General features: G+C 45.9%; 14 protein-coding genes and 1 riboswitch. Of the genes, 5 read left to right on the top strand and 9 right to left on the bottom strand.

The window, feature by feature from the left end:
• Positions 1–318: 318 nt before the first annotated feature.
• The 4 genes from Q1A08_RS01255 to Q1A08_RS01240 all read left to right on the top strand — a co-directional run bounded on the left by Q1A08_RS01255 (position 319) and on the right by Q1A08_RS01240 (position 8,082).
• Positions 319–1,161 carry a hypothetical protein gene (locus Q1A08_RS01255; RefSeq protein ID WP_299768556.1) on the top strand — a complete coding sequence of 281 codons (843 nt, stop codon included), beginning with the start codon at positions 319–321 and terminating at the stop codon, positions 1,159–1,161.
• Between the two features lie 407 nt (positions 1,162–1,568).
• Entirely contained in the window at positions 1,569–3,353 is a 1,785-nt protein-coding gene (locus Q1A08_RS01250) for a DEAD/DEAH box helicase (protein WP_299768554.1), read from the top strand.
• Between the two features lie 51 nt (positions 3,354–3,404).
• The gene (locus Q1A08_RS01245; RefSeq protein ID WP_299768551.1) at positions 3,405–4,775 is read left to right on the top strand and encodes an MATE family efflux transporter; all 1,371 of its coding nucleotides are present in this window, start codon (positions 3,405–3,407) and stop codon (positions 4,773–4,775) included.
• Between the two features lie 178 nt (positions 4,776–4,953).
• Positions 4,954–8,082 (top strand): TonB-dependent receptor, encoded by a 3,129-nt coding sequence (locus tag Q1A08_RS01240; RefSeq protein ID WP_299768548.1) that lies wholly within the window; start codon positions 4,954–4,956, stop codon positions 8,080–8,082.
• Positions 8,083–8,198: 116 nt separating this feature from the next.
• On the opposite strand, the gene Q1A08_RS01235 is transcribed toward Q1A08_RS01240, so the two are convergent.
• On the bottom strand, positions 8,199–8,630 hold the full coding sequence (locus tag Q1A08_RS01235; protein ID WP_299768545.1) for an MAPEG family protein: 432 nt from the start codon (positions 8,628–8,630) through the stop codon (positions 8,199–8,201).
• Positions 8,631–8,885: 255 nt separating this feature from the next.
• Here Q1A08_RS01235 and Q1A08_RS01230 point away from each other — a divergent pair, with 255 nt between their 5' ends.
• Positions 8,886–12,935, top strand: coding sequence for an EAL domain-containing protein (locus Q1A08_RS01230; RefSeq protein WP_299768542.1), 4,050 nt, complete (start codon positions 8,886–8,888; stop codon positions 12,933–12,935).
• 34 nt (positions 12,936–12,969) lie between these two features.
• Here Q1A08_RS01230 and Q1A08_RS01225 read toward each other — a convergent pair whose 3' ends face one another.
• The 8 genes from Q1A08_RS01225 to uvrB form a co-directional block, all read right to left on the bottom strand.
• A complete protein-coding gene (locus Q1A08_RS01225; RefSeq protein WP_299768538.1) occupies positions 12,970–15,156 on the bottom strand; it encodes a malate synthase G in 2,187 nt (728 codons plus the stop codon).
• A gap of 149 nt (positions 15,157–15,305) precedes the next feature.
• The gene (locus Q1A08_RS01220) at positions 15,306–16,841 is read right to left on the bottom strand and encodes an ATP-binding protein (RefSeq protein ID WP_299768535.1); all 1,536 of its coding nucleotides are present in this window, start codon (positions 16,839–16,841) and stop codon (positions 15,306–15,308) included.
• A 72-nt stretch (positions 16,842–16,913) separates the two neighbouring features.
• Positions 16,914–17,630, bottom strand: coding sequence for a response regulator transcription factor (locus Q1A08_RS01215; protein WP_299768533.1), 717 nt, complete (start codon positions 17,628–17,630; stop codon positions 16,914–16,916).
• Between the two features lie 346 nt (positions 17,631–17,976).
• Entirely contained in the window at positions 17,977–18,966 is a 990-nt protein-coding gene (locus tag Q1A08_RS01210; RefSeq protein ID WP_299768530.1) for a phosphotransferase, read from the bottom strand.
• 3 nt (positions 18,967–18,969) lie between these two features.
• On the bottom strand, positions 18,970–19,599 hold the full coding sequence (pnuC, locus tag Q1A08_RS01205) for a nicotinamide riboside transporter PnuC (RefSeq protein ID WP_299768527.1): 630 nt from the start codon (positions 19,597–19,599) through the stop codon (positions 18,970–18,972).
• Between the two features lie 71 nt (positions 19,600–19,670).
• Positions 19,671–19,946: a YkoF family thiamine/hydroxymethylpyrimidine-binding protein gene (locus Q1A08_RS01200; RefSeq protein WP_299768524.1), complete on the bottom strand. Its 276-nt coding sequence runs from the start codon at positions 19,944–19,946 to the stop codon at positions 19,671–19,673.
• A gap of 89 nt (positions 19,947–20,035) precedes the next feature.
• Complete coding sequence (locus tag Q1A08_RS01195; protein ID WP_299768521.1) at positions 20,036–22,114, bottom strand: TonB-dependent receptor; 2,079 nt, start codon at positions 22,112–22,114, stop codon at positions 20,036–20,038.
• Positions 22,115–22,255: 141 nt separating this feature from the next.
• Positions 22,256–22,367: riboswitch (TPP riboswitch) on the bottom strand.
• 82 nt (positions 22,368–22,449) lie between these two features.
• Positions 22,450–24,441 carry an excinuclease ABC subunit UvrB gene (gene uvrB / locus Q1A08_RS01190; RefSeq protein WP_299768518.1) on the bottom strand — a complete coding sequence of 664 codons (1,992 nt, stop codon included), beginning with the start codon at positions 24,439–24,441 and terminating at the stop codon, positions 22,450–22,452.
• Positions 24,442–24,484 lie beyond the last annotated feature (43 nt).

Raw genomic sequence — 24,484 nt, 5'->3', positions numbered from 1 at the left:
CCTCAAGCCTATTGACCTTAAAATTATGCAAAGACTTCGTATGTAAATCCCTTTATTCAGGATGAAAGGTCGTAAATTCGCTAGGCGGCCGATTAAAGGCTACTCAACAATGAGCCTAAAAACACTTTATTGACAGCAAAGCATTTAGGCAATTGTATTTGTCGCCGGCGTCAAAAAAACAACTCTAAAACTTCTGTTATGATGGCAATACCCTCTCTCAGGCAAGTAGGCTCAAACACTGTGAATATTCATGCTTGTTTTATGCAGCGCTGTATAAGAGCATTCATAATCATTTTTTTAGCGGCAGGCTGCGGATTAATGCTTGTCCCCAGCGCCTACTCAAATACAAACTTAAGCTGCCACTATTCACTCAGCAATTGGGATGACAGTACAGCCAAGCAAGCCCTCGAACAGTGGCCTACATCTTCTGGACAATTCATCCTGGTGTTAAACGGACAAGTTGATGCTCAGCTCCCCCCGCAACAATGCCAGCAGCTGCAACAATGGTTACGTAAACATGAAGCTCTATCGAGCAGCTATACGATGAGACTCTACTATGGCAAACACCCAAATAAGCAGCTCAAAGCCACAGCTCAAGGCAAGCACACTGAAGCCAGGCACAAAATTATAAACACAGTCAAAAGCAACGGTCGATACAAAGACCTAAACTTAATCCTGACCCCTGGGCAAGAAATCCTTTTAAGCCCACGCAACTGGCATCACCCCCCCAAGGGACTGTCACAGCAGACAATGCAGCCAAATAAAACGCATATCGCTCAGAAGCAATATCAAGGCAAAATAGCTACGCACAGAACAAGTTACAATGAAGAGCGCTCTGCCTTAAGTAAAAAACCTCCGAAGCAAAACGAGCAGTGGCTGGCCATCGAAACAGAGCTGAAGAGCCCAGTGAGTTTTGGTTTTACTCTGTTTACTAGGGAGGACTCAAGTCCGACACTTAAGGTAACCCAGCACTATTGGGATGAGACCTCACAACAATGGTTGGAACAACTCAAGAGATCCAAAAGCATTAAACTGAAACAGTGGTACAGCTTGGATCAGTTATTATTCAAATCAGATAACCCCGCCAACAACGAGCGAAAATTCAGCACACAGTCGAAATCAGAACACTCACGTTATTTAATCTATATCGATAAACCATGATTGATGGACTTTAGACAATCCCCTTCTCGCCGCCCGCATTTGAGCCTATAAATCAGCCCTAATGGTGCGTAAAGCCGCCTCTACACGACCACTATTCAGTTAATATTGACTCAAAGTGATATTTTGCTTGGTGACTAATGCCAAAGCGCGTATAATTTCGCCACTTTTTTGTATCCGCTTAGTATCGAAGATCCATTACATCCAATTATTGTTAGGTGTATCCCCTCTTCCCGACTTGGTTCCCGCCCCCTTGAGACGGTTTTCCTGAATGAGTGTGCATAAGCTGGGTACATTGGCGCCTTAAGAAACGCCACCCGTGCTCCTGCCTTGCCATTTATCCCACTAGATCGCAATCTAGTGCCGTGCTATTGCCGGAGTCTTTTACACCCAAACACCTGGAAACCAGAATGACCGATCAAGCTATCAGCTTTGCTGAATTAGGCCTACCCGATGCTATTGTTAAAGCCGTCGCTAAAGTTGGCTATGAACAAGCCTCACCCATCCAAGCCGCCAGTATCCCGCCCTTACTTGAAGGCCGCGATATTTTAGGCATGGCGCAAACCGGCACCGGTAAAACGGCGGCTTTTGCCCTACCCCTGTTGAGCAAGCTCGATGTTAAAACAAAACACCCGCAATTACTGATATTGGCGCCAACCCGTGAGCTGGCGATTCAGGTTGCCGAAGCTTGCAGCCGCTATGCTGAAAACCTGAAAGGCTTCCATGTACTGCCTATTTATGGCGGGCAAGATTACGGCAGCCAGCTGCGTCAATTAAAGCGCGGCGCACAGGTAGTAGTGGGGACCCCCGGCCGTGTTATGGACCATATGCGTCGAGGAACCTTGAAGCTCGGAAATTTGAAAGCCCTTGTATTGGATGAGGCTGACGAAATGCTCCGCATGGGTTTTATCGATGACGTCAACTGGATTTTGGATAATTGCCCAGAGGAAAAGCAAGTTGCACTCTTCTCGGCCACCATGCCCAAAGAAATCCAACGCGTAACCGAGCAATACTTAAACAACCCCATTACGGTAAAAATCAAGGCCGAAACTGCAACGGTTGAGCGCATTGAGCAATCCTATATGCAAGTTCGTGGTCATGAAAAGCTCGAAACCTTAACCCGCTTGCTTGAAGTCGAGCCTTTTACCGGCGTAATTATTTTTGTGCGCACCAAAAATGCCACCGCAGAAGTTGCCGAAAAACTTGAAGCTCGCGGCTATGCCAGCGCCGCTCTCAATGGTGACATGAGCCAACAATTGCGTGAGCGTGCGATCAATCGCTTAAAACAGCAGAAATTGGATATCATTGTTGCTACCGATGTTGCAGCACGCGGTATTGATGTGGCCACAGTAAGTCACGTTATTAACTATGACATTCCTTACGACAGCGAAGCTTATGTACACCGTATCGGCCGTACTGGCCGTGCCGGACGTAGTGGTAAAGCTGTACTGTTTATTACCGCCAAAGAAACTCGCATGCTACGCACTATTGAGCGTGCTATTGGCCAAAAAATTGATAAGCATCGCCTGCCAAGTTCTGCGGAAATATCCCAGCAAAGAATCGACCAGTTTAAAGAGCAAATACAAGCCGTACTGGAAAATGAAACCTTGGATTTCTTTCAACAATTAGTCAGTGAATGCAGCGACCAATTTGAAAAGTCAGGTAGCGAAATCGCAGCCGCGCTTGCGTTTATGGCACAAAAAGACCGCCCGTTGCAGCTACCCGAAGAGAAGCCGCGCCGCGAGCCGCGAGAGAGCCGGGATTCTCGTGACAACAGAGAGCCTAGAGATCGCAAAGAGCGTAAAAAATCTCGCGGCAAAAGCGAGGATATCAGCGATGTAAATTGGATTAACTATCGTCTTGATGTTGGCCGCGAACATGGCGTTCGCCCCGGTGATATTGTTGGCGCTATTGCCAATGAAGCTGGCATCGACAGCGAGTACATTGGTCGCATCAATTTACATGACGACTACAGTACTGTAGATCTACCAGATGGTATGCCAAAAGAAATTTTCCACCATCTGAAAAAAATGCGCATTCGCCAGCAAGTCAGTAATTTTAGCATCAACGAAGGTGGTGATCAGCCTGCAGAGGGCGGTGAACGTAAGCGTCGCAGCGCCAAGAAAAAACCGCATCGCGGAGCGCAGGCCGACAAACGTAAAGGCAAACCCCAACGTAACAGAAACGATGACTAGCTGCCTACGCTATTTGTAGTACAAGGCAGCTCAAATAGTTTTCCAAGTACTATGAGCAACGCAGTTTTTAAATCATCCCGCTTTGACCAGCTTCCCGAGCTGGTCAAACTCGCTTGGCCAATCCTAGTTTCCCAACTTGCTATTTCAGGCATGGGGGTAGTGGATACTATTATGGCCGGGCGGGTAAGCGCCATTGATTTAGCTGGTGTTGCGGTAGCATTTAGTTTGTGGCTACCAGTGTTAATGTTTATGGTTGGGCTTTTTAGCGCGACTTCTAGTTTGGTTGCCCACGCTTGGGGCGCCAGCGACATCAGCCAAGCAAAATCTCATATCCATCAAAGTTTATGGTTAGGCTTAATACTTGGGCTCTGCGCATCTGCACTGATTAGCCAAGCAACATTTTTGCTTGAGTTTATGAACATCGACCCTGTTGTTCATCCCGTTGTTATCGACTACTTAAAAGCCATGATATTTGGCTTGCCAGCAGCGGCCATCTACCAAGTACTGCGTGCCAGCAGTGAGGGAACCGGCCACAGCAAGCCGGTGATGCAGATCAACCTGTTAGCTTTCTTTGCCAATATTCCCTTAAACATTATTTTTATCCATGGTTACTTTGGCCTGCCTGCAATGGGTGGCGCTGGCTGCGGCTGGGCCACTGCCAGCGTTATGTGGCTCAATGCACTGGCTCTAGCCGCCTATTTTTTTAAAGCCCATGAGTTTCGGGAACTTAAACTTTTTGAAGCTGGTATTCGCTGGCTGGATCGCCAAGGGAGCTGGCAGATACTGGCTCTTGGATTACCCATTGCAGCCGCAGTTTTCGCCGAAGTTATTATTTTTTCCATTATCGCGCTACTCATTGGATCACTAGGCGCCACCGTTATCGCTGGGCACCAGATTTCAATGAATGTATCAGCATTAACCTTTATGCTGCCCCTTAGCGTGAGCATCGCCATCACCGTTCAGGTAGGTCAGCGTTTAGGTGCTGGTAATAAGCAGGCAGCACAGCGCACCTGGCGGCAAGCACTGGTTTTAGCAAGCAGCATCGCCATAAGCAATGCCGCAATTATCTACTTTTTTGCATGGCCTATTACTGGGGTTTACAGTGAAGACATCGAGATTCGTGAACTTGCCACCGGGCTTCTACTCTTTGCAGCGGCCTACCAAGTATCGGATGCCCTACAAGTCGCGGCAGCAGGCGCGCTGCGGGGCTATAAAGATACCCAAGTGACCATGTATATCACCCTTTTTGCTTATTGGGGTATTGGGCTTCCCCTAGGCTATACATTAGGCCTTACTGATGTGATAATGCCTGCGTCTGGCCCCAAGGGTTTTTGGATTTCATTGCTGATCTCGCTCAGCATCGCCGCCGCCCTATTGCTCTGGCGATTAGAGCATATTAGCCGCCAAAATATGACCAAATAGCCCATCATCAATGACCAATATAACAGTGAAACAAAACTGAAATAAATGCGTCATTTCATTGTCATCATATCCTCCGTATAATCGCCGCGATTAGTCTGGCCTGACCCCTGTCCGGCCAAAAAGTTTCGTAGAGTTAGAAAATTTAAATCCAAGTTTTACTCAATCACTAGGGGGATTTATGGTTGGTATCAACCAGAAGAAGTCACTATTAGCTGCTGCGGTTGGCCTAGCAATTGGCCTAAGCACAGGCGTTCAGGCACAAGAAACCACATCTGCTATCCGCGGTCAGGTTTTCGGCCCACAAGGCAACCCGTCTACCGCTGCTTCAGTGACCATTGTTAACTTAAAGACCAATCGTACAACAACCATGCAAACTAACGATTCCGGTCGTTTCGTTGCTAAAGGTCTAGCCGTAGGTGGTCCATACAAAGTAACCATCAGCAAAAACGGTAACAGCACTGTTGTTGATGACGTATTCCTGCAGTTAGGTGGTAGCTACCCAATCACCACTCAGCTAAACCCTTCTGCTAACATCGAAGAAGTTGTAGTAACCGCCACTCAACTGGCCAACACTGCTATGGGCGTTAGCCGCTCTTTCGATATCGTTGATCTAGAAAACGCGCCTACCTTTAACTCAGACATTAAAGATCTGATTAAGCAGGATCCTCGTGTTTATATCGACGAAGCTTTCTCTGACTCTATTCAGTGTGCCGGTGCGAACCCACGCTTTAACTCATTAACTGTTGACGGTGTTCGTCTAAACGACAACTTCGGTCTAAACAGCAATGGCTACCCTACTGAGCGTATGCCATTCCCATTCCGCGCTATTAATCAGACCTCGATTGAATTAGCGCCATTTGATGTTCAATACGGCCAGTTCAGTGCTTGTAACATCAACGCCGTTACTAAGTCTGGTGATAACGAATTCCACGGTGGCGTATTCTACGAATTCAATAACGACTCCATGTCTGGCGACAGCTTGGAAGGCGATAACATTGATCGTGGTAGCTTCGACACCAAACGTTACGGCTTTACCGTTGGCGGCCCGCTAATCGAAGACAAACTGTTCTTCTTTGCCGCTTACGAGAAACAAGAAGGCAATAACCTATTTAACCGTGGCCCTGCGGGTTCTGGTGCCGCTGTAGAGGTAGAAGGCCTAAGTCAGGCAGACGCAGATCGTATTGTTCAAATTGCTAGAGATAAGTACAACTACGACCCGGGCGCCCCAGTAGCCTCTTTGCCGAACGAAGATGAGAAGCTGCTAGTTAAAGTTGACTGGAATATCAATGAAGATCACCGCGCGGCATTAACTTATAACTATAATGATGGCTTCAATATTTCTCAGTCAGATGGCGACTCAAATGAATATGAATTTACCAATCACTATTATGAACGTGGTGCAGAGCTAAATTCATACGTTGGCCAGCTAAACTCTGACTGGAGCGACAACTTCAGTACTGAAGTTCGCATTGGCTACTTAGATCTAGACAACCGCCAGAATTCGCTAGATACCGTCGGCTTCGGTGAAGTCCAAATAGATACATTCAATAATGGTGCTGAAGCGACTGTTTACTTAGGTGGTGATGATTCACGTCAATCCAACAAGTTAAGTTATGAGACAATGTCTTATAAGATTGCTGGCGAGTACACATACAACGACCATAACTTCACATTCGGTTATGAGCGTGAAGAATTTGATGTATTCAACTTGTTTATCCAGCACTCTCAAGGTGAATTCCGTTTTGATAGCATTGATGACTTTGAAGCTGGCACCCCTGCCCGCATCTACTACGGCAATGCTGGCGGCACCAACATCCCAGCTGATGGCGCAGCCGAGTTTGGTTACGATATCAATACCGTTTACTTGCAAGACGAATACTCCTTCAGTAGCGCTGACGTAACCTTGGTTGTAGGTGCCCGTTATGATTGGTACGAAAGTGACGACCTTCCTGCTGTAAACCCTGTTGTTGAAGAAAACTATGGTTTCAGCAATGCTCAAAATATGGATGGCAAAGATTTATTCCAGCCACGTATTGGTTTTGAGTGGAATGTAAATGGTCAGTTGGAAATCCACGGTGGCGTTGGTGTCTATTCAGGTGGCAACCCGAACGTATGGCTTTCTAATAACTACTCAAACGACGGTGTTCGCGTACTGCAAATCCAGGATCGCAGCCGCGGCTCATTGTTTGATTACGAATACGCTAACGGTGGCTCGCCAATCAAGGATGTACCTCAGCACCTAATTGACGCAGTAGCTAATGGTGAAGGTTTCAATGGTGGTCTAAACATCATGGACCCTAACTTCGAGATTCCACACTCAATCAAGTACGCCTTGGGTGGTAGCTACGAGTTTGATGATGGCCACTTGTTCCAGGCTGACTTCTTGTACTCTGAGAACAAAGATTCAGCGATCATCATTGATGCAACTCGCGAAACAGTTGGTACCGCTCCAGACGGTCGTCCAATTTACGGCTCCGTAAATGGCCGTAGCCAGGACTTCTTGCTAACCAACGTTAAAGGCGACTCTGGTGAAAGCACTGTAGTTTCTTTCGCATTAAGCAAAGAATTCGATAACGGCTTTGACTACTCTTTCTCTTACGCCTATACCGACGCTACCGAAGTTAGCCCAATGACCAGCTCTGTTGCCTTCTCTAACTACGTGAATGCGGCAAGCTCTAACCCGAATGCGCCAGATGTAGCGACTTCAAACTATGTCATTCCACATCGCTTTACCTTAAAACTAGGTTACGAGATGGAATTGTTTGAAGGCTTAAAAACTCGCTTCAACCTATTCGGCACTGCTAACGAAGGTCGCCCGTACAGCTACACCTTCAGAAGAGGCTTCATGTTTGGCGACTCTACTGGCTTTATCGCTCGCCACTTGGTTTACGTACCAACAGGTGTAGACGATCCAAATGTAATCTTTGCTGACGGCTTTGACACTGATGCCTTCTTCGACTTAGTTGACTCTGAAGGTCTGGCGCGCGGCCAAATCATGGAACGCAATAGCGAAAATGGCAGCTGGTGGAATAAATTTGACCTTAAAGTGACTCAGGAAATTCCAGGATTTGCTGAAGACCACAAAGGTAAGGTTTACATGACCGTGCGCAACCTAGGCAACTTGCTGAACGATGATTGGGGCGTACTTTACGAGCCAAGCTTCCCACGCTCCCAACCAATTGTTAATGCCAGCATTAACGATGATGGCCAATATGTTTATGAGAGCTTCATCAAACCTGCTGGTGAAACCCGCGTAGCTCGCCCATCTTTCTGGGAGCTATGGGTAGGTATTGAATACAAGTTCTAAGAACTTAAAAAGGATGTTGTGCTAAGCAAGGATGCTTTTTAACAAGGAAGATTACACAGGAAAGTGTATATTGAAGTATCTCTAAAGCCGGCTTATGCCGGCTTTTTTATTGGAACTTATAAACTCAGAGTCACCGTTCTAATTAACAGAATGATTAAAACTACAGAAGACAATAAATACGCCAAGAAACGATGCATCACAGCGTTGTAGCTACAGTGAATAATGCTATGAATTAAGCGCAATAAAAAATATATCCAGGCAAGCAATACAAACACTCCGTCTACCATTGCATTTATATGCAAATAGAAGCACATAACATAAAACAACACCGGCAATTCAAATAGATTAGCCAGATTATAGGCCGGAGTCATAGCATGCTCAGGGAGCAGCTCTTGTACTCTATTAGGCGTTCTAAGCCTAGACGGCCCTATTCCATTGGCCCGCGCCGCCCCCAAACGCCTATATAGCAACACGCACCATACCACCATAGTAAGACACAGCATGGCCAATAGCGGTGCGAATATATTGGCACTCATTTGATCATTCATATTTCCCCCAGTCATTTAATAATTTTAATGCCGCCAGCAATTTACACAGCTATAAAGTACAGCAATAAATCACGGCGGCAACTTCAGCCCAATCAATTACTTATTGTGACTTAACGCACAACTCACTACCTAAACTTCTATTCCCATCACAAAACACAGACAGCTCATAAGCCTTTGCTAGACTTTATACCAAACAAGGAACTTTCTTAGAGCTAAATGCGACACATTTTTTTCATTTTAATAATAACCTTACTCATGAGTTACAGCAGTTTTTCGCTGGCCGTTAATTATCAAGAGTTTACGCTATCGACCTACACAAGGAGCGATGAAAACCTACCTGACAGCATTCATGACATAACCATTGACAATAAAGGATATTACTGGATAGCCAGTAATGAGGGGCTCTATCGTTATGATGGTGTACAAGCGATAAAACTATTCTCTCAAAAAGGCGAAGCCCTCCATAACAAAATGACCATCGCCCTGGGCCTTGATGAACAGAACCTTTGGTTCAATACCGGCGAAGTACTCTACCGCATGAATCTACAAAGCTATGATTACCAAAGCTTCAGCCATGTAGAAAACCAAGAAAATAGTTTAGCCAGTAACCATATCCGCCAGATATTTACCAATTCAAAAAATCAAATATGGATAGCCAGTCAAGCGGGACTTTCTTATTTTGATCAGCAAAAATCTGAATTTAAAAACTTCTACTTACCCAAAGACATAAAAAACATCCATTTTGGGAATGCCATCAAAAATATCAGTGAAGATGCCCAGGGCATGCTCTGGCTCGCCACCTTTCACCAGGGCCTCATTGGTTTTGACCCTAAGCGTGAAACGTTTCTTAACTTCGATAAAATCATTAACGATCCGCAAGCACAATCTGCGATAGAAAGCTGCAAAAGTAGTAGTTACGCAAGTATAAATCGCAGCAATAAGAACCAGGCCATCATTTGCAATGACAGCTATATAGAGCTCAACCCAGACTATAAACTTAAATACAACTTTAAAATCAGCAAGACAAATAGCAACAATATAGCTATTAATACGCTTGTAGAAGACAAGCAGAACCGCATATGGACCAGCAGCGACAACAACAATATCTTCCGCATTACAGCTGAAAGACAATTGGTGGAGATAAACACGCCCGAGAATAGCTATCCGCAACGATCCCCCAATACCGTCATTACCAAACTGCTTCTATCCAATAACGGAAAGATTGATATCGCTTTTATTCGGGGAAGCATTCAACAGTGGTCACCCATAGAAAATGATATAACCCGTATACCCTACAACTTGACCAGCTCTAAGAAACCCAACATCTATGACAGTCATATCATCGATAAGAGTAATTTCCTTCTTATCACCGACCTTGGCTTCATACTTAAAATAAACCTAAATGATAGAAGCATTTTAAAGATCTCCGCTCCAGCAACGACCTTTAACGTTAGCCATAAGTCCAATGGCGATATCTGGATGGCCAGCTTTGAAGGGGTTTATAAATATAGCCAAAGCAGTGGTACGACTGAAAAAATACTTGAACAGTACGCCTATCAGATACTTTCGCCCCCTAACAGCAACACTGTTTGGCTAAAGGTTCGAGGCGGAATCATTGCATTTAACAGTCAAACACTGGAGAGCAAAAACTACTCAATCAGCAATAAAGTCATGCTGTACAACACTCATCTAATGCATAGCAATCGACATGGTATTTGGCTCGTCGGCGACAAAGCGTTCTTTCATTACGATTCAATGAAAGACAGCTTTATACCCATTGAGTTGCCACAGGAAAATCAGAGCAATGAAGGTAGGCACTTTTTTGATGGCGACGACATTATCACTATCAATGACCGCATAAGCAGAACAAGGCTTCAAAAATTGGCAAATGGTAGCTATAGCATTTTAGGTATACGCAATATAGAAATGCAACTCACCAGCGGTAGTGACGACATCAGTTACCACGAACAAAAAATCTGGAGAAACCGCGATGACAAGCGACAGATTTTTCTTTTTGACGAAAAAAGCCAAACCTTAAGTTCACTAAACCGAGCCAGCGGATTCCCTCAGAAATCTGATTTCAAACTGATCACCGCCAATTCACGCCACGGATTGGTAATAGCCAACTCTACAGAAGTAGCCGTTTTATCAAACCCAGAAAAACATGCACAAGCTCTTATTCAGCCACCATCGGTTTCTTATATTGAAGTCTACGGAAAACAGGGCCGCAAAGAAAAAACATACAATATTGAGCAAGGATTGACGCTTAAACCAGACGACTATGCCATCGACATTCACTATAGCAACGCTGACAGATCACCTTTAGCTCAAGAGATTTCAGCGAGATATAAGCTGGAGGGCTGGGACAAGGACTGGATTGATGCCAAAGAGCCTTTGCTTAGATATTCCGGCCTAAAGCCTGGGCTTTATCGCTTGCTTTTAGCGAACACCAATGAAGCGAGCATTCAAAGCGAAATTTCCATCAAAGTTGAAGCACCAGTATGGAAAAGCCAGTGGGCCCTGGCCTTCTACTTACTCAGCACGATTGGACTAATTGCACTCATTTTTTACTTCCGAAAAGAAAAAATACGCAGTGAGCAAAGTGCCCAGAGCCTGCTTAGAGTCTACGCGCAAGGATACGAGAAAATTGGTGATGGCTTTTGCATTTGTAGCAAAGACGGGATAATCAGCTCATTTAACAAGGCATTCGGAAAAATCACCGAAATTACAGAGAGTTCGCCAGATAAAACAATCGCCCAGTTTAAATCCGACAAAAACAAAGACGGTGGCTATCGCGAGTTTTGGGAAACTCTATTATCGAAAGATTACTGGCAGGGAGAGCTATGGCTACGTAACAGTGAGGGTAAAGATATCCCCATTGAATGCAAGGCATCAATGGTGTTACACGAGGGGAAAAAGTACTACATTATCGTAATCAAAGACATAACCCAAAAGCTAGCGCATGAAGCCGAGCTGAAGCGCATGGCTACCTTTGACGATCTTACCGGCCTTCCCAATAGAAACCTATTCAATGAGGAGCTAAAGCGCACCATTGCCTGCGCAAGGCGACGCAGCAATGCCAAATTTTGTCTGCTATTTATTGACCTCGATCGTTTCAAATTTATTAATGACTCATTAGGTCATGACGTGGGTGATGAGCTATTAATAGAAATGGCGAGGCGACTTAAGGCTTCGGTTCGAGAAGAAGATTTAATTGCCCGGCTCGGAGGAGATGAGTTTGTCATTGTAATCGATAATCTTATAAAAATAGAAGATGTGCACATTTGCTGTGACAATATCCTCAGGCGTTTTAAAGAGGCCATAAATATTAACGGTCATGACTTATTCTGCAATCTAAGCATTGGCATTTCCTCATTCCCTAATGACGGCAGCGATGGTAAGTCTTTGCTAAAAAATGCCGATGCGGCCATGTACAACTCTAAGTCTCGTGGCGGTAGCTCCTACTCGTTTTACACCAAGAGTATGAATGATAAATTGCTTAACTCTCTTCAGTTAGAAACAGAGGTGCGCAGAGCCATTAGCAATCATGAAATTCAGTCGTATTTTCAACCAAAGGTTAAACTTTCAAATCGTGAAATCGTAGGCTTTGAAGCTTTAGTACGCTGGAAACGCAACGGCAGAGATTTTCCAGCCGCTGAATTTGTCAGTATGGCTGAAGAGCAAGGCTTGATCATGGAATTGGGTATGCAGGTTTTGCACATGGCCTGTCTACAGGTGAAAGCCATTATGGATCGCTATTCATACCAGCTACCCATCGCTGTAAACCTTTCCCCAAAACAGCTGTCAGAAAGTGACTTTGTCGAGCAAATCATTCGAGTCGTCAAGAGCCACGGCTTACCACCACATCTCATTGAATTCGAAATTACTGAAAATATCCTCATGCACGATGATGAGCTTGGCATTCAGAAAATTACCGCCCTGCAGTTACTGGGCCATAAAGTTTCCATTGATGATTTTGGTACTGGCTATTCCTCCCTATCCTATCTAAATCGTCTACCGATCAATACACTAAAAATAGATAGGGCATTCACCAGCAATATACTTATCGACAAAACGCAGGAGAGTATTGTGCAATCGGTTGTAGATTTAGCGACAAACTTAAAACAAGAAACCGTAGCGGAAGGTATTGAAACAGAGCAAGCCCATCAGGTTTTACTATCAATGGGTTGTCAGATTGGCCAAGGGTATTTGTATGCTAAAGCATTGAATAGCCAAGCGGTAGATCAACTTTTACAGCAAGGCTTAATTATCGGTAAGCCAAAAACATTTGTGGCGGCCATTTAAGCCGCCACAAACTCATGACAAAGAAAGACAGCAATTAAGCGCCGAACTTCTCCTTCGCCTTGATGCGATAAGCATGCAATAGCGGCTCAGTGTAGCCACTAGGCTGAGCCTTACCTTCAAATACCAAGGCGCAAGCCGCCTCAAAGGCCACACTGCCATCAAAATCAGCCGCCATTGGGCGATAGCCCGCATCACTGGCGTTTTGCTCATCGACCACCTTGGCCATACGCTGCAAAGTTTCCATCACCTGTTCTTTGCTGCACACACCGTGCTCTAGCCAGTTACAAATATGCTGACTCGAAATACGCAAGGTCGCACGGTCTTCCATCAAACCAATATTGTGAATATCCGGTACTTTAGAGCAGCCAACACCCTGATCAATCCAACGAACTACATAGCCCAAAATGCCCTGGGCATTGTTATCCAGCTCCGCTTGAATTTCTTCTGCGCTTAGTTGGCTTGGGTCTTCCATTACCGGCACAGTTAGAATGTCATCTAGGCTGGCACGCTGGCGTTGCTTTAGCTCGTCCTGTAATGAAATAACATTAACTTGATGGTAATGGGTGCTGTGCAAAGTAGCGCCGTTTGGAGACGGCACCCAAGCGGTATTCGCGCCCGATTTCGGATGGCCAATCTTCTGCTCTAACATAGCGGCCATTTCATCAGGCATCGCCCACATACCCTTACCAATCTGAGCTTTGCCCTGAAGGCCACAGGCCAAGCCATTATCAACGTTCCAATCTTCATAGGCATTGATCCAAGGCTGTTGCTTCATTTTAGCCTTTGGAATCATCGCGCCAGCCAGCATGCTGGTGTGAATTTCATCACCAGTACGGTCTAAGAAACCGGTATTAATGAACACCACACGCTCTTTAGCCGCTCGAATACACTCTTTCAGGTTAACCGTGGTGCGACGCTCTTCGTCCATAATGCCGGCTTTTAAGGTGTTACGCTCGAGGCCCAAAGCATCTTCCACGCGGCTAAATAGCTCACAAGCAAAAGCGACTTCTTCAGGACCGTGCATTTTCGGCTTCACTATGTACACCGAGCCAGTGCGGCTGTTGCCACGACCTTCACGATCAGCCTGATCACGCTGCAAATCGTGCATGGCTGCTAAAGAAGTCACCATGGCATCCATGATGCCTTCAGGAACTTCATTACCGTCTTGATCTAAGATCGCATTATTGGTCATCAGATGGCCAACATTGCGAACAAACAACAGGCTTCGACCAGGTAAACGCAGCTCACCACCATCAGTAGCCGTGTAAAAACGGTCGGCATTTAGGCGACGAGTCATCACTTGACCGCCCTTCTCAAAGCTTTCTTCGAGGTTGCCTTTCATAAGGCCGAGCCAATTGCTATAAACCTCAACCTTATCTTCGGCGTCAACAGCAGCCACCGAATCTTCGCAGTCCATAATGGTAGTCACTGCGGCTTCTACCAACAGATCTTTTACATTAGCAGGGTCGTCCTTACCAACGTTATGGTTAGAGTCGATTTGAATTTCTACATGCAAGCCATTGTTTTTTAACAAAATAGCATCAGGCTTCGTCGCATCACCCTGAAAGCCTTGGAGCTTTTCAGCTTGAGCTAGGCCAGTAACACTACCATCGCTCAGTTTTACCTTTAGCTGACCGTCGACAACGCTATAGGCAGCAGACTCTTGATGGCTACCAGACTGAAGTGGAGCAACTTGATCTAGGTGCTTACGGGCAAATTCAATAACCTTTGCGCCACGCACGGGGTTGTAACCACGGCCTTTTTCGGCACCGCCACTTTCACTGATCGCATCAGTGCCGTAAAGCGCATCGTATAGGCTTCCCCAACGAGCATTCGAGGCGTTTAGGGCAAAACGTGCATTCTTAACCGGGACCACAAGCTGTGGACCCGCTTGCTCGGCAATTTCAGTATCGACGTTCTGGGTTGTTACCGCGAAATCTTCGCCTTCTGGCAACAAGTAGCCAATATCCAGTAAAAACTGTTTATAGCTGGCAAAATCGCTTTTAGGATTAGCCTGATGCCAAGCATCAATCTGCGCTTGGAAATCCTCGCGTTTGGCCAATAAGGCGCGATTCTTAGGGGCAAGATCGTTGATAATGGCTTCGAAAGCCTGCCAGTAATCTTGGGTATTTACACCGGTACCTGGAGCGATTTGCTCCTCGATTAAGCGATATAGCTCTGCATCAATTTGCAAGCCACCTTGCTGGATTCTTTCGCTCACGGGTATTGCCTCCACAGTCTTTTATAAGCATTAACACAAATTCTATGGAAGCTGGCTTTATTTGGCGAATTTATAGGTTTTATATTGGGTATATGCAGGGGAAATATAGGGCGCAAAACACTCTCGTAAGCGCCCTATTGTAAAGGGAATTAAGCCGCTTGATCCTTTGGCAATTCGAACTCAAAGCGCGTACCCTGATTCAGCTTGGACTGTACTTGGATCTTGGCATCATGAATATCCATGATACGCTTAACAATGGCCAAGCCTAAGCCTGTTGAGCTCACATCTTCGCGGCTCCGATCTGGGTTGGCGTAGAAGCGATCAAAGATATAAGGTAGATCCTCTTCATTGATACCACGCCCAGTGTCGCCCACGCTTACTTTGATCTTATTACTGCTGCTAGAGTCTGCCGTAATACTCAAGCTGATAAGCCCACCCTCTGGCGTATAGGCTATAGCATTGCGCAATAGATTCTCGAAGACTCGCTGCATCAGGCTGATATCGGCAAACACTAGGGCGTTATTCTGCTCGTTATGAATATCCAGCTTAATTTGCTTTGCTTCCAGCTCAAGACGAAACTCCTGAGCAGTATCGAAAACTAACTCTGCTAAAGAGAAGCGTTCAAAATTTGGCCTTGTGTGATTAGATTCCAGCTTAGACAACTCGAATAAATCACCAATCAGCTGACCTAGACGGCGCGAGCTCTTCATGGCGGTATTCAAATACTCTATACGCTCAGCTTCATTCAAACTGCCATTTTTAATCAGCAGGGTTTCTAGATAGCCCTGAATAGTGGCCAAAGGCGTGCGCAAATCATGGGAGACATTGGAAATTAATTCTCTGCGCGTAGCATCGGCCTCTCTGAGCATTTCAAACTGCTGCTTGATTTGCCCAGACATGGACTCAAAGGTCAGCTGCAATAACTCAATTTCATCTTTCGCCACCGCTTGTTTGATAGGATCTGTGGCGACTTGAGGTAATTCGTGGCGAGCAAAATTATGCATCTTGTGACTCAAGGCCGTCAGGCGACGGACCAGCAATCGAAATACCAGCAAGCCTGTAAGCACCGCCACTAGGGTGATTAAAGCCGTAGCGGCAAAGACCATGGTCCGGCTGTAACTGTCCTTTAAACCATCACCAATATTGTCATAGGCCTGCCCCCCCAAAATAACATAGAGATAGCCCTGCAAGTGGCCGTTGGTTTCAATGGGCGCAGCAGAGAATACCTTTTCAACAGCGGGCTTGCGTGGATCTACACCTCGCAGTGGAAACTCTTCAGAACCATCAATAAAAGCCTTTACCGGACCTAAGGGGACTTTATCCAGCAAAACAGAATCAGCTGGCAAATCGTGGCCAATAATATTCCCCTGTACATCGAGCAAATAGACCTCAACAACGGGATTTACCACCATGGCTACATGGGCCACCTTTTTGATGGCCTCTGGGCTAGGCTTATCAGAATCGCCTTGCATCAGCTGGTATTCACCATTGACGTATTTGGCGATATCGAAATTCAGCTTTTGGGTAAGCTCATCGTAGTAAACCCGCATCCACGCTTGGCTGGCGACAAATACCCCAATGCTCAAAGTCGCCACAATAACTACTAAGGCTAAAGATAGCTTTGCACTCAATGTGGTAAAGACGCTGGAGCGTAAGAGTTTCACGGACTGTTGTTCTTGACTCATAAATCTATATTCTTTGTTCTAAACGGTGTCCACCGCAGTAAAATCTGAGGTCTAAGAGAAAGCTAATCTGACTCAGGCTTCCTGTAGCGCTTGGGAGTCTAATTTATAGCCAACTCCCCAAACCGTTACAATAATTTCTGGATTGTTCGGGTCTTTCTCTATTTTCGCCCGTAGTCGATTGATATGGGAGTTCACAGTGTGTTCGTAACCATCGTGGCCGTAGCCCCAAACACTGTCTAAGAGCTCCGAACGACGAAAGACCCTGCCCGGCTGTGCGGCAAAGTGACGTAAGAGATCAAATTCGCGGGCAGTTAATTCCACCAACTCCTCACCCAAACGAACCTGATGTAACTCATCATTTATGCTCAGACGGCCAAGATCGATACTCTCGACCTCCTGCTGCTCTTTAGGCTCTAGTGCTTCTACCCGTCGAAACACCGCTTTTATTCGAGCAATCAGCTCCATCACACTAAAAGGCTTGGTGATATAGTCATCCGCACCAATATCCAAGCCCAAAACTCGATCCAACTCACTGGAACGTGAAGTCAGCAATAAGATAGGTACAAATGCTTCGTTACGTCGAACCGCTCGACAAATCTCTAAGCCTGAAGGCCCGGGCAGCTGTATATCAAGGATCATCAGATCCCACTCCATGGCACAAGCCATACGCATACCTTCATGACCATCAGCAGCATGAGTGACCTCAGCGCCCAAATCCCCTAGGTGTAAGCGTACCAAATCGGCAATATCTTGCTGATCTTCTACTATGAGAATTTTCTTGTTTTCCATCAAAACGACCTTTTCTTCCAGTTTCCCTCTAAGCGCCCCTTCTTCCCCTGAATCGCCTAGAGATCTTTTACAGCACTATGCCGCTAGCCATAATTGCCCAATACAGAGCCATAAATTAAAGCAGACAAGGTGCACTACAGTATGGTGATAATGATACAAATGAACTATCACAGAGTTCTCACAACTTTGGGCTGAAACTGTCATTTTGTCCAGTCAAAACAGGAGTAAAGCACTGCTATTGCAGCGCAAGTGGCTAGTTTTAGTGAGTAAATTCGAGTTAGCCCGAAAAAGAGGATTAGACCGAAAACAGAAGCAAAAGGGGAAAGGCTTTTTGTTTAGCGCCACATCAGTACTTTAACAGATTTATTTCAGCCTTTAGGGCTCGCGCATAACTGACAGAGATGCGTCCTGGGCCAGCGCGTTCTACACCATGCCCTGATCTATAGTGTAGCAAGGCCCAGTACAGCGACTGTACGGCCAACAAGAAGCGAGCCAAAGGCAGCTGTTGCTTAAAGCTATCATAACGCTTAGCGACAGCTGATCTTGTCTGAACGCTATAAATATCTAAAAACTGATCAAAGAGATCGGGGCTCCAATGATAGCTTTGTTGCAAGCTGGCGATATCAAGAACAGCCGGTGAAAGCGCTACATATTCCCAATCGACAAAATAGCTGCGGCCACCCTTCAAAAGAATATTGTCTCGGTGTAAATCACAGTGGCAAAGGCTTTTGTCGAACTCAAGTTTGGACCAAGTAAGCGCCACATCCTCATAAATATTATCAAGATCAGAAAGATCATTAGCTTCGCAGAATGATCTGACTGAACTCCCTAACTGACGACGATAAAAACTGATATGTTCCAAGATACAGCGAGTTTTGACATCAAAGCCAAGCGATTCTGGCTGGGTTCCATGCAATTTCGACAAGCTACTGGCGATAGCTTCAACCAAGCCACGACTTTGCTCAGTTGATTGCTCTCCCGGCTGCTCATCTTGAATATATTTTGTGAGCAGCACCCCATTCCCTTCATTGGTCCACAATAATTCAGGTGATAAGCCCTGCTTCGCTGCCCATCGATACAACTTAAACTCTAAGCTTTGGTCAGCACCCAAGACTTTTTCATCTCTTTTGGGCACCCTCAACACAAGTGGCTCCTGTACTGCTTCGTACCCTTCGGGCAGCTGTAATAGATAGTTGTGATTGCTCTCGCTTACTAAGGGGAAGATTTGGAAATCCATCGAGCGCCAAGGCTCTGGCAAGCTCGATAGGATAGCCATGCTCTGCGATTTTGAAAGGACGTCGCGACGCGCAGAGCCTTGATGAAAATCTTGGCTCACTACTTACGCAGCCTGGAGGCTTGTATCATCAACTTGTCTGGCCATCAGCTGCCGCCATTTAAAGAAGCCAAAAATCACCATGACCTCATAAAGTACAAATAAAGCGGCTGTGAAAATCAAACCACGATCTAAATACAAATAAATTGAAATACCGTCGATGACCAACCAATAGATCCAGTTTTCTAAAACTTTCCGAGCTACCATATAAGTCGTTACCACAGCGCCCCAGGTGGTAAATGAATCTAAAAATGGCATTGCCGCCTGACTATAGCTCTCCAACAAGGAACCACTTATTACCGTAAGCACCAGCACCAAAGTAATGGCCAATATATGGCGCTGCCAAGACCAACAATGAATACGCAGCGGCTTTTCTTGATTAGATAATTGGCGCCATTGCCACCAACCGAATACCGCCATTAGCAAATAATAAATTTGTAATGCGGATTCCATAACAAGGCTAACATTCCAGAAAATAACCGTGTAGATCGCCGTACTGACAAAGGCAAAGTACCAACAGCTAATTTTTTCCATCATGGCTAAGCCGAGATACAATAAGGCACAGACAACCGCGATTAGCTCCCAAATTGCCATGGCTTGCAGCTGGGAAAAAAAACTATTCAACACTTGTGACATGTCTCGCTACCTTTAGTAAATGACCCATTATCTAGTCGATGGCCCAGCCACTCATAAATATCTTAAGCTTGCTAAGCACCAAACTGACTACTATCCCAAGGCTCATTTACATCCCTACCGATAAAACGAGCAACAAACACAAGCTGACCATATTGTCCAAAAGAACGCTTCATCTCGGCTTGAACGGCATGCATGACCTTATCGAAATCACCAGTAAGTAACGTTGCTGTTGGCCCTGTTTCGACAGTGACGCCCGCATGAGAATTAAAGCCCGCAATAACGTCTTTAATTGGCGGGACATATTGATCTTTCAGCGGGTAGAGACTGATATCGACAGTTAGTTTCATGTTGAGCTCCTGAGGCTAGCTCACAAAAGGCTAGCAGCATTATAGATGTAGCGGTAAACAGCGAAGTGCTGTTTACCGAAAAACAAATATTAAAAGCGATACTCGCCGCTTACACCGATCTGGCGCGGCGCGGCAAACTGAAAGTACTCAGATGTCGCGTAGCCATTACGCGGGTCATTACCAAAGCCGCCAAAGCCACGACTGCGAACCTCCTCATCGGATAAATTTTTACCCCATAGTCTTAACTCCCAGTCAGCCTTGCGGTAAGCGATCTTGGCATTGAATAAAACGAAGGCTTCTGAACTGGCATTATGGCTATCAGAGAAATAAAACTCATCTTTGGCCTGGATATCAGCGCTGGTGTACCAGCCTCGGCCTAAATCCACATTCAAACCAAGTGCCGCCTGATAACTTGGCGCATGAGCAACTTCACCACCATTACGGCTCAATGAACTGTCGTTCAGCTCAGTTTCAAGCAAGCCGACATTGGCGAAAGCATCTAAGGCTTCCGTAATTTGCCACTGGCTGCTCAGCTCCAAACCATAGCTTTCACCGTTGGCCGAGTTATCGATAAAGTCGACAAACTCCGTACTACCATCGGCGCGAGGAACAGCATTGGAGCTTTTAATTTGAACATCTTCTCGATCTTGATAGAAGAAGGCCAGCTGAAGGTTATGCTTCTCACCACTTAACTTATAGCCCAGCTCGTAGTTCCACAGCACTTCAGTATCGAAACTGCGAAATTCGGCAGGCAAAGTACCATCGGTGTTAAAACCGCCCGATTTATAACCACGCGAAAGCAAAGCATAAGCACTACTGGAATCTGAAGCCTGATAACTCAAAGAAAGCTTGCCACCCCATAGATTTTCATCGGAGCTACCGTTAACTTGATTACTATCACTGTAGCTATTGCGATGCTTTTCGAATCGGGCACCGGCACTCAGTACCAATACATCACTTAAATCGCTATCTAGCTGGGTATAAATAGCTGTGCGTTCAGTGGAAAAGTCACTGAGAAAATCGTTGGCTAGATAGGTGTATTCTCGGCGTAGGCTTTCGTCTTGATCGAATACATATAAACCTATTAACCAATCGCTTGAACCATTAAAAATACGTCCCTGCTCGGAAGACATCAATCGAACATCAGCCGTTGTATTGTCACGCTCACGAATATAATTATCCTTTGAGGAATAACCATCGGGGTGTATACCATCAAACGCCCAGTCCTCGTCATAGCCATATTCCATATCGGAATTCGCAACACTTAAAGTGGCATCCAAAACAGTTGTAGAAGAGAATTGCCAATTTAACTGCGCGGCCACCGCCTGGGTTTCTTGTCTATCGTGGCCCGGCTCATCAGACAGGGTATTAAAGCTGTTATCAAGAGTGAAGTGGTCGTAGCCATTATCAACATCAACCACTAAGGCCGTTAAATCCAAACGCAGCTCTTCATTTGGCTCGATGCGTAATTTGGCACGAAGGGTTTTTTCATCGATATTGGCGGTGTCGTCACGCCCCAAGTGACGGTTTTCCATATAGCCATCACTTTGCTCGGTCTGAGCCGCAACGCGATAAGCAACCGTTTCGCTCAATGGGCCAGACAGCACTGCTGAAAGTTGGTGGCTATCGAATTCGGCCACACTAGCTTTTAGCTTACCTGTGAACTCATCGCTTGGCTCATTAGTTTTAACGTTGATCAATCCAGCTAGAGCGTTGGCACCATATAAAGTACCTTGAGGGCCACGCAATACCTCGACCTGTTGGGTATCAAGTAAAGTCGCTGCTGCGCCAATCCCACTCATATCGATACCGTCTACAAGTAAACCCACAGAAGGGTTAACAGGCTCTACAAACTGGGATCGCTCACCGATGCCCCTGATCTGGAAAAAACGACCGCGAGATGCGCCCGAGGAATAATTTACATTGGGAATCAAATTTAGCAAAGCTTCGATATGACGAGCTTCTTGCTGTTCAATTTGCGTCTCGCCTATCACTTGCACGCTGGCCGCCAATTCGTTCAAGCTAGTGTCGCGAAAATCAGCGGTAACTAGCACCTCTTCCATGACTTCTTTTGTATCAGTATCAGTATCAGCGAACAAAAAGCCGCTATTGGCAAGTAAGCCCGCCAGAACAATAGGTTTAAGTAGGGTTTTCGGGGCAAGGCCCATAACAAGTCTCCAATGCCGTTAAACGGTTAAACAGGGAGACCCGGTTTGCTGCGGGGTAATACGATGGTTTTGCACTGACTGTGAGGATCGATATTCGCCGTGTTGCCTTTCAGGCTTATGACAATTTGATTCTTACAGCTAGTAGGCGATCCTTCCTATTCCTACGCCGGCATCATCCGGATCAGGTTCAAAGGGTTCGCCGAACAAGGTTCGTCATCTCAGGCTAATAATCAAGCCACCCCTTAGGACGCTAAAAAGCCCGAGCATTTTAGTCGAGTTTAAGAACAAAGTCACCTTTGCGCGAGCTTTGTCGACTAATTGTGAAAGGCCGAGTTTTACAGTTGGGCTTTTAGCTTTTGAATTTCGTCTCTAACCCTGGCGGCATCCTCAAATTCGAGATCCTTGGCATGCTGCATCATTTTATCTTCAAGGGTCTTAATGAGCTGCCACGGATCCTGGCCTTTTTCCAACTGGTAGCTAGCACCCTTCTCTGCAACTTTATCCCGCTTTTTAGCGCGCCCAGGAATGTGAGCGCCTTCCATTATGTCAGAGATATTTTTAACGATCCCTTGTGGCTTAATACCATGCTTCTTGTTATGAGCAATTTGCTTCTCACGGCGCCTTTCGGTCTCGTCCATAGCTCGCTGCATGGAGCCCGTAATACGATCCGCATACAGAATAGCTCTACCGTTTACGTTTCGTGCCGCGCGACCAATCGTTTGGATTAAGGAGCGATCGGAGCGTAAGAAACCTTCTTTATCGGCATCCAAAATTGCCACCAGAGAAACCTCAGGCATATCTAAGCCTTCACGCAAAAGGTTGATCCCCACAAGCACATCAAACTCACCAAGTCGTAAATCACGGATAATCTCTACGCGCTCTACAGTATCAATATCTGAATGGAGATAACGCACGCGAACATCATGCTCTTCCAAATACTCCGTGAGATCCTCAGCCATACGCTTAGTGAGCGTAGTAATTAAGACCCGCTCATTACCCTCTGTTACTCGCTTGATTTCGCCCAGCACATCATCTACTTGATTAAGCGCTGGACGCACTTCCAAAATCGGGTCTAAAAGACCAGTCGGTCTTACTACCTGTTCGACAACTTGTCCGGCATATTCATCTTCATATTTACCCGGTGTCGCAGAAACAAAGATGGCCTGAGGTGAAGCATGCTCCCACTCTTCAAATCGCATTGGGCGATTGTCTAACGCCGATGGCAAACGAAAACCGTATTCCACCAAGGTTTCTTTGCGAGAACGATCTCCCTTATACATAGCACCTATCTGCGGAACTGTGACATGGGATTCGTCGATAACTAATAAAGCATCATCCGGTAAGTAATCAAACAATGTCGGTGGTGGATCCCCTGGCGGACGACCGGATAGATAGCGCGAATAGTTTTCGATACCCGTGCAATAGCCAAGCTCTTGCATCATTTCAACATCGTATTTAACCCGCTGCTCCAAACGCTGTGCTTCCACCAATTTATTGTTGTCACGCAATTGCGCCAGACGCTCTTTGGCTTCCACCTTAATCAACTCGACAGCATCCAAAATGCGCTGCCTTGGCGTGACATAATGTGATTTTGGATACACGGTGAAACGCGGTACTTTCGACAAAATTTCGCCGGTTAAAGGGTCAAATAGGGAAAGCTGCTCCACTTCCGAGTCAAACAACTCGACCCGTAAAGCTTCACGATCAGAATCTGCCGGATAAATATCAATAACATCACCGCGCACACGATAGGTGGCACGCCTAAAATCGGCATCGTTTCGGGTGTACTGCAATTCAGCGAGCTTGCGTAGAACCTCTCGTTGATCGATTTCATCACCACGGGTTAAATGCAGCACCATCTTTAGGTAGGCATCTGGATCACCTAAGCCGTAGATCGCCGATACCGTCGCCACAATAATCGCATCTCGACGCTCCATTAATGCCTTTGTCGCTGACAAACGCATCTGCTCAATATGCTCATTGACCGAGGCATCTTTTTCGATAAAGGTATCTGAAGACGGCACATAGGCCTCAGGCTGATAATAATCGTAATAGGAAACGAAATACTCTACAGCATTATTGGGAAAGAATTCTTTCAGCTCACCATACAGCTGCGCCGCCAAGGTTTTGTTGTGAGCCATAATCATGGTTGGCTTACCCAATTGGGCGATCACATTGGCCACAGTAAAGGTTTTACCAGAGCCTGTTACCCCCAACAGAGTTTGATGGGATAAACCATCCTCAACACCCTGCACCAAACCGGCAATAGCCGCTGGCTGATCACCAGCAGGTTGATAATTGGATTCAATTTGAAATTCTTTTGCCATGAGCCTTTTAAAACTTCTGTAGTTATTTCACTTCTGGTACTTC

Source organism: uncultured Pseudoteredinibacter sp. (assembly GCF_947500695.1).
Taxonomy (GTDB): domain Bacteria; phylum Pseudomonadota; class Gammaproteobacteria; order Pseudomonadales; family Cellvibrionaceae; genus Pseudoteredinibacter.
The sequence above is the reverse complement of the archived record's forward strand: the minus strand, read 5'-3'. Positions and strand labels throughout refer to the sequence as shown.